Below are 15,197 nucleotides of genomic sequence, written 5' to 3'. Positions count from 1 at the left end.
CGGGGTCAGGGGGCGGGGCGTGGGGCGGTGTCACGGCCTGCCGATTTCCTTGTCGATGAAGTCGAAGAGCTCGTCGTCGGTGGCGGATCCCATCCGCTGTTCGACCTCGCCGCCTTCCGGGGTCGCGCCCGCTCGCACGGCTTCCAGGAGGCTCTGGAGGCGGTCGGTGACGGCGGTGCGTGCGTCGTCGGGCATGCCGCCCCGCAACGCGGCCTCCATGCGGTCGAGTTCGGAAAGGAGTACCGGTGTCGACCTGGCGTCTTCGGGCCCCCCGGGCTGCTCGGGGACGATCTCCTCGGCGAGGTGCCGGGCCATGGCTTGTGCCGTGGGGTGGTCGAAGAGCAGCGTGGCGGGCAGGTGCAGGCCGGTCGCGCCGCGCAGCCTGTTGCGCAGTTCGACGGCGGTCAGCGAGTCGAAGCCCAGGTCCAGCAGGGCCTGTTCGGTGTTGACTGCGGTGGCGTCGGGGAAGCCGAGGACCAGGGCCGCGTGGGTGCGGACCAGGTCCAGGAGGATCCGCTCGCGCGGCGGCCCGGTCAGGCCGGACAGGCGGCGGCGCAGCGCCTCGGCGGCGTCGGGTCCCGGCCCTTCGCCCGCGGCGGCCCTGCGCGCCGGGGTGCGGACCAGACCGCGCAGGAAGGCGGGGACGCCGCCCGCCCCCGCCTGTGCGGCGAGCGCAGCGGTGTCCAGGCGCAGCGGCAGCAGTACGGGGGCGTCAAGGCCGGTGGCGGCGTCGAAGAGGGCGACGCCCTCGGCGGGTGCGAAGGCGACGATGCCGCCCCGGGCGATGCGGGCGAGGTCGGCCTCCCCGAGGTGTCCGGTCATGCCGCCACCGGTCGCCCACAGGCCCCAGGCCAGCGAGGTGCCGGGCAGGCCCTGGGCGCGGCGCCGGTGGGCGAGGGCGTCCAGGAAGGCGTTGGCCGCCGCGTAGTTGGCCTGCCCCATGCCGCCGAAGACACCGGCGATGGAGGAGAACACCACGAACGCGGACAGGGGCCTGTCGGCGGTCAGCTCGTGCAGGTTCACCGCCGCGTCGACCTTGGGCCGCAGGACGTTGTGCAGCTGTTCGGGGGTCATGTCGGCCACGACGCCGTCGTCGATGACGCCCGCCGCGTGCACGACGCCGGTCAGCGGCCGCTTCAGGCCGCGCAGGAGTTCGTGCAGGGCCTGCCGGTCGGCGGCGTCGCAGGCGGCGATGTCCACGTCGGCGCCGAGCGCGGCGAGTTCGGCGCGCAGCCCGTCCGCGCCGACGGCGGCCGGGCCGCTGCGGCTGGTGAGCAGCAGGTGCCGTACGCCGTGGGCGCTCACCAGGTGCCGGGCGATCAGGGCGCCGATGGAGCCGGTGCCGCCGGTGATCAGGACGGTGCCCTCGGTGTTCCAGCAGGGCTCGGCGGCGGGGACGGTGCCGGGGACGTGGGTGAGCCGGGCCGCATGCACCTGGTCGCCTCGCAGGGCGAGTTGGGGCTCGCCTGCCGTGAGGGCGGTGTCCAGGGCGGCGGCGAGGAAGTCCGGGCCGTGCCGGTCACCCTGTTCGCCTGCGCCGTCCGCGGTGTCGAGGAGCACGAACCGGTCGGGGTTCTCGGTCTGCGCGGAGCGGATCATGCCCCAGACGGCGGCGTGTGCGGGATCCGGTACGTCGTCGCCCTCGTCGACGGGCACGGCGCCGGTGGTGACCAGCACCAGCTTCGCGTTCTCGAAGCGGTCGTCGGCGAGCCAGGACCGCACCAACTCCAGCGTACGGGCCGTGTGTACGTGCACCGCTTCGGCCAGGTCACCCGCATCGGTCGGGGGCAGCGCGGTCACCACGACGTCGGGCACTGATGCGCCCGCGTCGAGCGCGGCGCCCAGGGCGGCCAGGTCCGCGTGGACCGGGCCGAGCCCGGAGGTGATGGCCGCGGTGCCGAGGACGGCCCGGAGAGCCGCGGCTGCCGGTGACGGCGCCTGTGTCTGTGTCTGTGCCTGTGCGAGGACCGGCCATTCCAGGCGGTACAGCTCCTCGTACGAGGACGTACGGGCCTGCTGGATGCGGTCCGCCGTCACCGGCCGCAGCACCAGGGAACGGGCGGTGGCGACGGGCCGCCCGGCCGGATCGGCCACGGTCAGGGCGACGGCATCGCGTGCCGTGGGCGTCATGTGCAGACGTACGGCCGAGGCACCCGACGCGTGCAGCCGCACGCCGTTCCAGGCGAAGGGCAGCCAGCCCTGGTCACTGCCTTCCAGGACCCCGAAGGCCAGGGAATGCAGCACGCTGTCCAGGAGCGCCGGGTGGAGGCCGAACTGCGGGGCGTCGGCGTGCTGCTCCTCGGGGAGCCCCGCTTCCGCGTAGACGTCGTCGCCGAGGCGCCACACCGCGCGCAGGCCCTGGAAGGCGGGTCCGTAGGCGAAGCCGCCGTCGGCGAGGCGCTCGTAGAGGCCCTCGATGTCGACGGGTTCGGCCCCCGGGGGCGGCCAGGCGCCGAGGTCGTCCGGGGCGTCGTGCACCGCGGTGGTGAGCCTGCCGCTGGCGTGCCGGGTCCAGTCCTCGCCGGGCGGGGCGTGCTCGGGCCGCGAGTGGACGGCGAAGGCCCGGGTGCCGTCCGTATCCGGTGCCTGGAGGGTGAGTTGCAGGGTCACCGCGCCCTGGTCGGCGAGGGTGAGGGGCGCCTCCAGGGTGAGTTCTTCGACCTCGTCGCAGCCCACCTGGTCGCCCGCGTGGACGGCGAGTTCGAGGAAGGCGGTGGCGGGGAAGAGCGCACCGCCGAGCACGGCGTGGTCGGCGAGCCAGGGGTGGGCGGACACCGACAGCCTGCCGGTGAACAGGAATCCCCCGGTGTCGGCGAGCGGGGATCCCGCGCCCAGCAGCGGATGCCCGCCGGGCAGCAGACCGGCCGCGGGCATGTCCCCGGCGGGCGGGGTGGGCGCGAGCCAGTAACGCTTGCGCTGGAAGGCGTAGGTGGGCAGCTCAGCCGCGACCCCGACAGCACCGCGCCCGGCATCGGCATCGGTGTCGGCTCCGGCTCCGGCTCCGGCTCCGGCTCCGGCTCCGGCTCCGGCGAACAGCCGCGCCCAATCCACCGTTACGCCGTGCACGTGCAGCCGGGCCAGCGCCCCGATGGCCGCGGGCGCTTCCGCCTCGTCCCTGCGCAGCAGGGGCAGCGCGGTGGCGTGGTCGGGAGCGGTGAGGCAGTCCTGGCCGAGCGCGGTCAGGGCCCCGTCGGGCCCGAGCTCGAGGAAGGCGGTGACGCCCTCGGCCTCCAGTGCGCGCACGGCGTCCTGGAAGCGGACGGTCCCGCGCACGTGGCGTACCCAGTGTCCGGGGTCGCGCAGTTCGTTGGCGGTGGCCAGGGCTCCGGTCAGGTCGGAGACGACGGGGATCGTCGGCTCCTGGAAGGTGAGCTGCTCGGCGACCTTGCGGAAGTCGTCCAGCATGCCGTCCATGTGCGGGGAGTGGAAGGCATGGCTGACGTTCAGCCGCTTGGTCTTGCGGCCCTCGGCCCGCCAGTGGTCGGCGATCTCCTGGACAGCGCCTTCGTCGCCGGACAGCACGGTGACGGCGGGCCCGTTGACGGCCGCGACGGCGAGCTCGGCCTCCCTGCCCGCCAGTTGGGGCAGCACCTCGGCTTCGGGGACGGTCAGGGAGACCATCGCCCCGCCGGTGGGCATCGCCTGCATCAGCCTGCCGCGCGCGGCCACCAGGCAGGCAGCGTCGGGCAGGGTGAGGACACCAGCGACGTGCGCGGCGGCCACCTGTCCGATGGAGTGCCCGGTGACGAAGTCGGGCCGCACCCCGTACGACTCCACCAAGCGGTACAGGGCCACTCCGACGGCGAACAGCGCGGGCTGGGTGAAGGCCGTGCTGTCGAGCAGCGCTGCCTCGTGCGTCCCGGGGGCCGCGTGCACGATGTCGCGCAGGGGCCGGTCCAGGTACGGGTCGAGCTCCGCGCACGCCGCGTCGAAGGCGTCGGCGAATACGGGGAAGCGCTCGTAGAGCCCGGCGCCCATGCCCGGGCGCTGGCTGCCCTGCCCGGGGAAGAGGAAGGCGGTCTTGCCCCGGCCCGCCGCCGTGCCGGTGATGACGGCGGCGGAGGGCTCCTCGGCGGCGAGCGCGCCCAGTGCGGCGAGGAGTGCGGCGCGGTCCTCGCCCATGAGCACGGCACGGTGCTCGAAGGTGCTGCGGCCGGTGGCCAGGGCCTCGCCGATGGCGTCGGCGGGCAGGGAGGGGTCGGTGCCGACTCGGTCCAGGAGGCGCTCGGCCTGGGCGCGCAGGGCGTCCTCACCACGTGCGGAGAGCAGCCAGGGCAGCGCGTGCGTGGCGGGTTCGGGCGAGGCGGGCACAGAAGGCGTGGTCGGCGTGGTCGGCGCCTCCTCGCGCAGCCCGTCCCGCACGCCCCCTCGTACGCGTTCTCGTACGCCCTCTCGTAGGCCGTCCGGCGCGGCATCGGGCACGTCGTCCCGTACGTCATCCGGAACGTGTTCCAGGATCGTGTGCGCATTGGTGCCGCTGACGCCGAAGGACGAGATTCCGGCGCGCCGCGGGTGGTCGCCGTCCGGCCAGGCGGTGTTCTCGGTCAGGAGCCGCACGGTGCCCGCCGACCAGTCCACGAACGGGGTCGGCTCGTCGACGTGCAGAGTGCGCGGGAGCGTCCCGTGCCGCATCGCGAGGACCATCTTGATGATGCCCGCGATGCCCGCGGCGGCTTGACTGTGGCCGATGTTGGACTTCAACGAGCCGAGCAGCAGAGGCCGTTCGGCGGGGCGGCCCTGCCCGTAGGCGGCGAGCAGTGCCTGCGCCTCGATGGGGTCGCCCAGCTTGGTGCCGGTGCCGTGGGCCTCGACGGCGTCGACGTCGCCGGGGGCGAGCCCGGCCCCGGCGAGGGCCTGGCGGATGACGCGCTGCTGGCTGGGCCCGTTCGGTGCGGTCAGACCGTTGCTGGCGCCGTCCTGGTTGACTGCGGAGCCGCGCACCAGTGCGAGGACGGGGTGGCCGTTGCGCCGCGCGTCGGAGAGGCGCTCGAGGAGCACCATGCCCGCGCCCTCGGCCCAGGCGGTGCCGTCCGCGGCCGCCGCGAAGGGTTTGCAGCGGCCGTCGGGGGCGAGGCCCCGCTGGCGGCTGAACTCGATGAACGCCCCCGGTGTCGCCATCACGGTCACGCCGCCCGCGAGCGCGAGCGAGCACTCGCCGCCGCGCAGCGCCTGAGCGGCCAGGTGGACGGCGACCAGCGAGGACGAGCAGGCCGTGTCCACGGTGACGGCGGGCCCTTCGAGGCCGAAGGTGTACGCGATGCGGCCGGAGGCGACGCTGCCCGCGCTGCCGATGCCCAGATAGCCCTCGAACTCCTCGGAGGGTTCGGTGACCCGGGAGCCGTAGTCGCGGTAGCTGGAGCCGACGAAGACGCCGCCGCCGCCGCCCCGCACGGAGTGCGGGTCGAGGCCCGCCCGTTCGAAGGCCTCCCAGGCCAGTTCCAGGAGGAGACGCTGCTGCGGGTCGATGGCCAGGGCCTCGCGGGGCGAGATGCCGAAGAAGGCGGGGTCGAAGTGGTCGGCGTCGTAGAGGAATCCGCCTTCGCGGGCGTAGGTGTGGCCCACCCGCCCGGGGTCGGGGTCGTAGAGGCCCGCCAGGTCCCAGCCTCGGTCGGTGGGGAACCCGTCGATGGCGTCGCCGCCGTCGCGGAGCAGCTTCCAGAACTCCTCGGGGGTGCGCACGCCGCCGGGGAAGCGGCAGCTCATGGCGACGATCGCGATGGGGTCGTCGTCGACGGCGGCGACCGGCGCGCGAGGCGCTGCGACGGCGGGGGCGGTGGTGCCGAGCAGCTCTTCGTGGAGGTGGTCCACGAGGGCGACGGTGGTGGGGTGGTCGAAGACGAGCGTGACGGACAGGCGCAGGCCGGTGGCCTGGGCGACCTGGTTGCGCAGTTCCACGGCGGTCAGCGAGTCGAAGCCGAGGTCCTTGAACACCCGCTCGGGGCCGATCGCGGACGGGTCGTCGTGGCCGAGGACGGCGGCGGCCCGCTCCCGCACCACAAGGGCGAGGTGCTCCTTGCGTTCGGCGGCGGAGAGCCCGGCGAGCCGCTGGGCGAGGGTGTCCTCGCCCGGGCCGGTGCCGGGTGCGGACGCGCTGTCGGCGAGGGCGCGCCGCGCCTCGGGCACGTCACGGAGCAGGGGGCTCGGCCGCAGCGCGGTGTAGGCGCGCACGAAGCGGTCCCAGGCGAAGTCGGCGACGGTCAGGCGGGTTTCGTCGTCCGCCAGGGACTGCCACAGGGCGTCGACGGCGAGTTCGGGGTCCATGGCCGGGAGGCCGTTGCGCACCAGCCGTTCGCCGACCGCGCCCGATGCGAGGCTGTCACCGCCCCACAGTCCCCAGGCCAGGGAGGTGGCGGGCAGGCCGCGGTCGCGGCGCGCCTGGGCCAGCGCGTCGAGGAAGGCGTTGGCCGCGGCGTAACTGCCCTGTCCGGTACCGCCGAGGGTCCCGGCGAGGGAGGAGAACAGGACGAACGCCGTGAGGTCCTTGTCCCGCGTCAGGGCGTCGAGGTGCAGCGCGGCGTCGGTCTTGGGGCGCAGCACCCCGGCGGCGCGCTCGGGCGTGAGGGAGTCGAGGACTCCGTCGTCCAGGACGCCCGCGGCGTGGAACACCGCGCGCAGCGGCCGGTGCGCGGGGATGGCGTCGAGGAGGCGGGCCAGGTCGTCACGGTCTGCGGCGTCGCAGGCGGCGATGGTGCACTCGGCGCCCAGTGCGGTGAGTTCGGCGGCCAGGGCCTGGGCGCCCGGTGCGTCCGGGCCGCGCCGTCCGGTCAGCAGCAGATGTGCGGCGCCACCGCGGGCGAGCCTGCGGGCGATGTGGGCGCCGACACCGCCGGTGCCGCCGGTGACCAGGACGGTGCCATCGGGCGTCCAGGCGGTGGCGGTGGGTTCGGGGCGGGCGGCGGCACGGGTGAGGCGCCTGGCGAACAGCCCGGAGGCGCGCAGGGCGAGCTGGTCCTCTCCCCCGCCTCCGTCGCCTCCGTTCGGAGCGCCGCTGCCCTGGGCCAGCGCGTCGGCGAACCGGGCGCGGGCCCGGGCATCCAGGTGTGCGGGCAGGTCGAGGAGACCGGCCCAGCGCTCGGGGTACTCGACGGCGGCGACCCCGCCGAGGCCCCAGGCGAGTGCCTGGAGCGGCGCGTCGAGCGGGTCGGAGCGGCCCACCGAGACCGCTCCGCGGGTCACGCACCACAGGGGCGCCTTCACCTCGGCGTCGCCGAGGCCCTGGAGCAGGGCCGTGGTGAGCACGAGACCGACGGGCAGCGCGCTTCCTTGGTCGTACGGGGCCTCGTCGAGGGCGAGCAGCGACACCACGTTCTGCGCGGGCTCCTGTCGGGCAAGGTCGCGCAGCCGGTCGGCGAGCACCGCGCGGTCGGCGTCCCGGGACCCGACTTCGACGACGACCGGACTGGCCCCGTGTTCCCTCAGGGCCTGCACGCAGCCTTCGACCGCCGGGTCCTGTGCGGCCTCGGCGGGCACGGCCACCCACCAGGTGCCGGCGAGGGCGGGTGTGCCGTCCTGGGGCAGCGCCTTCCAGGTCACGCGGTGGCGCCAGGCGTCCAGAGTGGTGCGGCCGCGGCGCTCGCGCCGATAGGTGGCCAGCGCGGGCGCGAGGGCGTTCATCGCGTCCCGTATGCCGTCCTGTTCGCCGCCGAGGTGGAGCGCCGAGGCGAGCGCGTCGAGGTCCTGTCCTTCGACGGCTGTCCAGAAGCGCTCGTCGGCCGCGTCCGTGCCCGCAGGCGCGGGTGCCGCGTCGGCGGTCGGCGCCAGCCAGAAGTGGCGCTGCTGGAAGGCGTACGTGGGCAGTTCGCAGCGGCGAGCGCCGGTGCCGTCGAAGACCGCATCCCAGTCCAGCGGGTGGCCCAGGGTGTGGAGTTCGGCGAGCGAGGTGAGCAGCCGCCCACGGCCGCCCTCGCCCCGGTACAGGGTGCCGACGACTCCCCCGGCTCCCCCGGCCGCCTCCAGGCCTTCCTGGAGCCAGACGGTGAGTGCGGGGTGGGTGCTCGTCTCGACGAACAGGCGGTGCCCGGCGTCGATGAGGGAGCTCAGCGCCCCGTGGAAGTCGACGGGTCGGCGCAGGTTGCGGTACCAGTACTCGGCGTCGAGCCCGGTCGTGTCGGCCTTGGTGCCGGTCACGGTCGAGTAGAAGGGGATGCGCGAGGGGCGTGGTGCGATGTCGGCGAGGAGGCCGAGGAGTTCCTCGTGGATCTCCTCGACCTGCGGCGAGTGGCCCGCGAAGTCCACGCCGGGGATGGGCCAGCACAGCACGCCGTCGTCGGCGAGCGCGCGCTGCAGCTCGTCCAGGGCCGCGGGGTCCCCGGAGACGGTCACGGTGGTGGGGCCGTTGACGGCGGCGATGCTCAGCCGGTCGGGCCAGGTGGCGAGGCGGGCTGCCACGTCGCCGGGCGCGAGGGGGACGTAGAGCATGCCGCCCCGTCCGGTCAGGGCGCACAGGGCCTTGCTGCGCAGGGCGACGATCCGGGCGGCGTCCTCCAGGGAGAGCGCCCCGGCCACGCAGGCGGCGGCGATCTCGCCCTGGGAGTGGCCGACGACCGCGGCGGGCTCGACGCCGTGGGCGCGCCAGACCTCGGCGAGCGACACCATGACGGCGAACAGGACCGGCTGGACGACGTCGACGCGGTCCAGCGGTGGCGCGCCGGGGTCCTCGCGGAGGACGTCGAGCAGCGACCAGTCGGTGTGCGGGGCGAGCGCGGCGGCGCAGTCGGCGATGCGGGCCGCGAACACCGGGGAGGTGTCGAGGAGTTCACGGGCCATGCCGGGCCACTGGGAGCCCTGCCCGGGGAAGACGAACACCGGGCGCGGGTCAGGGACCGCCGTGCCCCGTACGGCCGCCGGGCCGCCGCGGCCCTCGATCAGCAGGTCGAGCCCGGCGACGAGCGTGTCCCGGTCGGTGCCGACGACGGCGGCGCGGTGCTCGAAGGGAGAGCGGGTGGTGGCCAGTGAGTGTCCGACGTCGACGGGGCGCAGCCCGGGGTGGTCCTGGAGGTGGGCGCGCAGTCGCAGTGCCTGGTCGCGCACGGCGTCGGCGGTCCTGCCGTAGAGCACCCACGGAACGGCGGCGGACTCCTGTGCCGGGCCGGGCTCCGCCAGGAGGTCCTCGGCGGGCGGCTGTTCGATGATGACGTGGGCGTTGGTGCCGCTGAGGCCGAAGGAGGAGACTCCGGCGCGCCGGGGGTGGCCGTTCGCGGGCCACGGCACGGCTTCGGTGAGCAGGGACACCTCGCCCGTGGACCAGTCGACGTTCGGTGACGGCTCGTCCACGTGCAAGGTCGCGGGGAGCAGTTCGTGGCGCATGGCCAGGACCATCTTCATGATGCCCGCGACACCGGCTGCGGCCTGGCTGTGCCCGATGTTGGACTTCAACGAGCCGAGCCGCAGCGGCCGTTCGGCGGGCCGGCCCTGTCCGTAGGTGGCGAGGATGGCCTGGGCCTCGATGGGGTCGCCGAGGGTGGTGCCGGTGCCGTGGGCCTCGACCGCGTCGACGTCGGCGCCGCTCAGGCGGGCGTCGGCGAGCGCCTCGGTGATGACGCGCTGCTGGGCCGGTCCGCTGGGTGCGGTGAGGCCGTTGCTGGCGCCGTCCTGGTTGACGGCGGAGCCGCGCAGGACGGCGAGGACGGGGTGACCGTTGCGGCGGGCGTCGGAGAGGCGTTCCAGGAGCAGCAGGCCGACGCCCTCGGCCATGCCGAAGCCGTCCGCGCCCGCGGCGAAGGACTTGCACCGGCCGTCGGCGGCGAGCCCCCGCTGGCGGGAGAAGCCGGTGAAGGTCAGCGGGGTGCCGATGACCGTCGCGCCGCCCGCGAGGGCCAGGGAGCACTCGCCGCGGCGCAGCGCCTGGGCTGCCGTGTGGACGGCGACCAGCGAGGACGAGCAGGCGGTGTCGACGGTCACGGCCGGGCCTTCGAGGCCCAGGGTGTAGGCGATGCGGCCGGTGAGGACGCTGGTGGAGATACCCGCGACGAAGAGGCCTTCGAGCTCGTCGGGTACGTCCTTCATGCTGCCGCCGTAGCCCTGGTAGGCGGCTCCTGCGAAGACCCCGGTGCGGCTGCCGCGCAGTGTCGCGGGGTCGATCCCGGCCCGTTCCAGGGCCTCCCAGGAGGTCTCGAGGAGGAGGCGCTGCTGCGGGTCCATGGCGCGGGCCTCGCGAGGCGAGATGCCGAAGAATCCCGCGTCGAAGCGGCCCGCGTCGTAGACGAAGCCGCCCGCTGCCGCGTAGCTCTTGCCGGGCCGGTCGGGGTCGTTGTCGTAGAGGTCGTCGAGGTCCCAGCCGCGGTCGGCGGGCAGCCCGGCGATCACGTCGCGGCCCTCGGCGACGATCCGCCACAGCTCTTCGGGGGTGGCGGCGCCGCCCGGGTAGCGGCAGCTCATCGACACGATGACGACGGGGTCGTCGTCGGCGGCTGTGGCGGGAAGTGTCGGCGCGGACTGCGTGGGCGCGGCCTGTTCGCCGAGGAGTTCGGTGTGCAGGTGGCGGGCGAGGGCGCCGGGCGACGAGTAGTCGAAGACGACAGTGACGGGCAGCCGGAGCCCGGTCGCCGTGTTGAGGCGGTTGCGCATCTCCACGGCGGTCAGCGAGTCGAAGCCGAGGTCGCGGAAGGCGCGCCCGGGTGCGATCTCGTCGTGCGCGTCATGGCCGAGGACACCGGCGGCCTCGGTGCGCACGAGGTCCGTCAGATGGCGTTCGCGCTCGGCTTCGCTCAGTTCCCGCAACCGGTCGCGGAGCGTGTCCGCGGTCGGGTCGCGGTCGTCCTGTGCCGTCCGGTCCCGGTCCGGGGCGAGTTCGGCGCGTACTTCGGGGATCGATCCGATCAGGGGGCTCGGTCGGCCGGTGGTGAAGACGGTGGCGAAGCGGCTCCAGTCGATATCGGCGACCAGGACGAGCGTCTCGTCGTGGTCGAGGACCTGTTGGAGGGCGCTCACGCAGGTGGCGGGCGGCATGAAGACGATGCCCTGGGCGCGCAGTTGGTCCTCGACGAGGTTGGCCGCCATGCCTGCGCCGTTCTCGGGGCTCCAGATGCCCCACACCACGGAGGTGGCGGCGAGGCCGCGGGCGCGGCGGTTCTCGGCGAGGCCGTCCAGGTAGGCGTTGGCGGCGGCGTAGGCGCCGTGGATGGCGCTGCCCCACACGCCGGAGATGGAGGAGAAGAGCACGAAGGCGTCGAGGGAGTCCCGGTCGAAGAGTGCGTCCAGGTGCGCGGCGCCGCCCGCCTTGGCGTGCAGGGTGTCGGCGAACTCGGGCAGGTCCGTGTCGGCGAGGGGCACCAGGGATCCGGCGCCCGCGGCGTGCATGACGGAGCGGATCTCGCAGCCGTCGGCCTCCAGCGCCGCGACCAGCGCGGCCAGGGCGTCGCGGTCCGCGATGTCGCAGGCGGCCACGGTGGTGCGGGTGCCCAGGGCGGTGAGTTCTTCGGCGAGTTCCGCGGCGCCGGGCGCGTCGGGCCCGCGGCGGCTGACCAGGACGAGGTGCTCGGCTCCGCCGCGCGCGAGCCAGCGGGCGACGTACGCGCCGAGGCCGCCCGTGCCGCCGGTGATCAGGGTGGTGCCGCGCGGGCTCCAGGTGCGGCGCGGCACGGCGCCTGCCAGCGGGGCCCTGACGAGTCGGCGGGCGTGCACGGCGGAGCCGCGTATCGCCACCTGGTCCTCGTCGGCGAGCCCGCCGAGCCCGGCGAGCACGGTGCGCAGCCGGGCCGCGGTGCGGTCGTCGAGCGCCGGGGGCAGGTCGACGAGGCCGCCCCAGCGCTGCGGGTACTCGAGGGCGGCGACCCGGCCGAACCCCCAGCCGACGTGCTGGGCGGGGCTGACGATCCCGTCGCCGCGGCCGACGGAGACCGCGCCGCGGGTCGCCCACCACAGCGGCGCGTCGATGCCCGCGTCGCCGAGGGCCTGCACCAGGGCGAGGCCGAGCGCGGTGCCTACGGGCACCGACGGGTGGTGCGGGTGGGGCCGTTCGTCGGTGCCGAGGAGGGAGAGGACTCCGCTGACCGGTTCGGCCGCGTCGGCCAGCGCCTCGGTGAGGCGGTCGGCGAGCGGCGCTCGGCCGGTGTCTCCGTCATCGAGTACGAGGGTCAGCACGGCCGCTCCGCCGTCTTCGAGGGCGCGGACGCAGGCCCGGGTCTCGGCGTCGTCGGCGAGGGGCCCGGGCAGCAGGACGAGCCAGCTCCCCGACAGCCGCGCCGCGGATGCGTCGGGCAGCGGCTGCCAGGTCAGGCGGTAGCGCCAGGATTCGACGGCGGCGAGCTCCGCGCGCCGTTCGCGCCAGGTGGCCAGGGCGGGCAGGACGGCGCTGAGCGGGTCCTCGGGGCCGACGCCGAGGGTCGCGGTCAGCTCCGGCAGGTCACCGGTGCGCACGGCCTCCCAGAACCGGTCCTCGACGGGGTCCACCGGTGCGGCCGGGGCTCGGTCCGCGGTGGGTGTGGACTCCAGCCAGTACGGGCGGCGCCGGAAGGCGTAGGTGGGCAGCTCCGCGGCCGCGCCGTGCCCGGTGAACACCCGGGCCCAGTCGGGCGAAAGGCCGCGCGCATGGGCCTGGCCCAGGGCGAGCAGGAAGCGGTCGAGGCCGCCCTCGTCGCGGCGCAGCGTGGCGAGCACGGCGACGGGCTGCTCCGGCGCGGCGTCCTCGGCGGTCTGTGTCACGCCGGGGGTGAGCACGGGGTGGGCGCTGGCCTCGACGAAGAAGCCGTAACCCTGGTCGATGAGGTCGCGCACGGCTTCCTCGAAGCGCACGGTGCGGCGCAGATTGCGGTACCAGTACGCGGGGTCGAGTGCGGTGGTCTCCAGCCAGCCGCCGTCGACGGTGGAGTAGAAGGGGACGGTGGCGGCCTGGGGTGTGATGCCCGCGAGGGCGCTGTGCAGCTTGTCCTCGATCTCTTCGACGTGCGCGGAGTGCGAGGCGTAGTCGACGGGGAGGACCCGCGCTTGGACGTCGCGCGCCACCAGCTCGGCCACGATCCCCTCGATGGCGTCGACGTCACCGGAGAGCACGGTCGCGGCCGGGCCGTTGACCGCGGCCACCGACAGCCGGCCGCCCCACGCGGCCAGGTGGGCCTCCACGTCGGTCACGGGCAGCGCGACCGAGGCCATGCCGCCGCGCCCGGCCAGGTCCGCGAGGGCGCGGCTGCGCAGCGCGACGACCTTCGCCGCGTCGTCGAGGGACAGGGCGCCCGCCACGCACGCGGCGGCGATCTCCCCCTGCGAGTGTCCGATCACCGCGTCCGGTTCGATGCCGTACGCGCGCCACAGCTCCGCAAGGGACACCATCACCGCGAACAGCGCGGGCTGCACGACGTCCACGCGCTCCGGCGGCGGCGCCCCCGCGCCGCCGCGCAGCACGGCGTCGAGCGACCAGTCCACGTATGCGGAGAGGGCTCGCTCGCAGGCGGCCATGCGGGCGGCGAACACCGGGGAGGAGTCGAGCAGTTCGACGGCCATGCCGGTCCACTGCGAGCCCTGCCCGGGAAAGACGAACACGGTCTTGCCGACGGGCCCTGTGGTGCCCTGGGCCAGGCGCGGGGCGGGAGTTCCGGCGGCCAGGGCGGCCAGGCCCTCGGTGAATCCGGTGCGCTCGTCGGCCACGACGACCGCGCGGTGCTCGAAGGCCGCGCGCGTGGTGGCCAGGGCGCGGCCGATCTCCCCGTCGGTGGCTGTGGCGTCGCCGAGGTGGGCGAGCAGCCGGGCGGCCTGGGCGCGCAGGGCGTCCTCGCTGCGGGCTGAGAGCACCCAGGGCACCCATCCCGCGGCGGGTGCGGTCAGGCCGTTCTCCGCAGCCTGCGGAGTCCCGGTCCCGTCCTCCGGCCCGGCTGCGTCGCCTTCGTCCTCTTCGAGGATGAGATGGGCGTTGGTGCCGCTGACCCCGAACGCGGAGACTCCGGCCCGCCGCGGCCGCCCGTCGGCCTCCCAGGGCCGGGCCTCGGTCAGGACGCGTACGTTGCCCTCGGACCAGTCCACGAACGGCGTCGGCTCGTCTACGTGAAGGGTCTTGGGCAGCCGTCCGTGACGCAGCGCCAGGACCATCTTCATGACGCCGCCGACGCCCGCGGCCCCGGAGGTGTGGCCCACGTTGGACTTCAGGGAGCCGAGCCACAACGGCCGCTCGGTGGAACGCCGCTGCCCGTACGTGGCGAGCAGGGCCTGCGCCTCGATGGGGTCGCCGAGGCGGGTGCCGGTGCCGTGCGCCTCCACGGCGTCGATGTCGCCGGGGGCCAGCCGGGCGTCGGCCAGGGCGTCGGTGATGACGCGCTGCTGGGAGGGGCCGTTGGGTGCGGTGAGGCCGTTGCTCGCGCCGTCCTGGTTGACGGCGGAGCCGCGGATGACGGCGAGGACCTGGTGGCCGTTGCGGCGGGCGTCGGCGAGGCGTTCCAGGACCAGGACGCCGACGCCCTCGGACCAGCCGGTGCCGTCCGCGGCGGCCGCGAACGCCTTGCAGCGCGCGTCCGCCGACAGGGCCCGCTGGCGGCTGAAGGCGACGAATGCGTCGGGGGTCGCCATGACCGCGACGCCTCCCGCGAGGGCCATCGTGCACTCGCCGCCGCGCAGCGCCCCGACCGCGAGGTGCAGGGCGACCAGGGAGGACGAGCAGGCGGTGTCGACGGTGAGCGCGGGGCCTTCCAGACCCAGGGTGTAGGCGACTCGGCCGGAGATCACGCTGCCGGCCGTGCCGGTGTCCAGCAGGCCCTGGATCTCGGGGAGGTGGCGTGCGTCGCTGCCGTAGTCGTTGCGCATGGCGCCGATGAACACGCCGGTCCGGGTGGAGCGCAGCGCGGTCGGGTCGATGGCCGCCCGTTCGACGGCCTCCCAGGCGGCCTCCAGGACGAGGCGCTGCTGCGGGTCCATGGCGAGCGCCTCGCGGGGCGAGATGCCGAAGAAGCCCGCGTCGAAGTCGGCGGCGTCGTGCAGGAATCCGCCGTGCCGGGTGAAGGAGGTGCCCGGGTGGTCGGGGTCGGGGTGGTAGAGGGCCTCGGTGTCCCAGCCGCGGCCCGTGGGCCATTCGGTGATGGCGTCGTGCCCGCTGTCCAGGAGGTCCCACAGCCGCTCAGGGGTGTCCACGCCGCCGGGATAGCGGCAGCTCATGGACACGATCGCGATGGGGTCGTGGCGGGCGTCCTCCGCCTCGCGCAGGCGCCGCCTGGCGTCTCCCAGGTCGGCGGTGGCGCGCCTGAGGTATTCGAGGAGCTTCTCGTTCTCCGGCATGT

The 15,197-nt window shown here is 75.0% G+C and carries 1 protein-coding gene; it reads right to left on the bottom strand.

All coding sequences use genetic code 11. The features are described 5' to 3' along the window. Positions 1 to 30 precede the first annotated feature (30 nt). Positions 31 to 15,195, bottom strand: coding sequence for a type I polyketide synthase (locus AC068B_RS28410; RefSeq protein ID WP_478674454.1), 15,165 nt, complete (start codon positions 15,193 to 15,195; stop codon positions 31 to 33). Positions 15,196 to 15,197 lie beyond the last annotated feature (2 nt).

The sequence above is a fragment of the Streptomyces sp. NPDC042371 genome (assembly GCF_056437465.1).
This window is presented reverse-complemented; position numbering and strand designations above follow the sequence as displayed.

What these genes read in the sequence shown, in the direction of transcription:
- AC068B_RS28410 (WP_478674454.1), bottom strand. Translation starts at nt 15,195, where the DNA reads ATGCCGGAGAACGAGAAGCTCCTCGAATACCTCAGGCGCGCCACCGCC.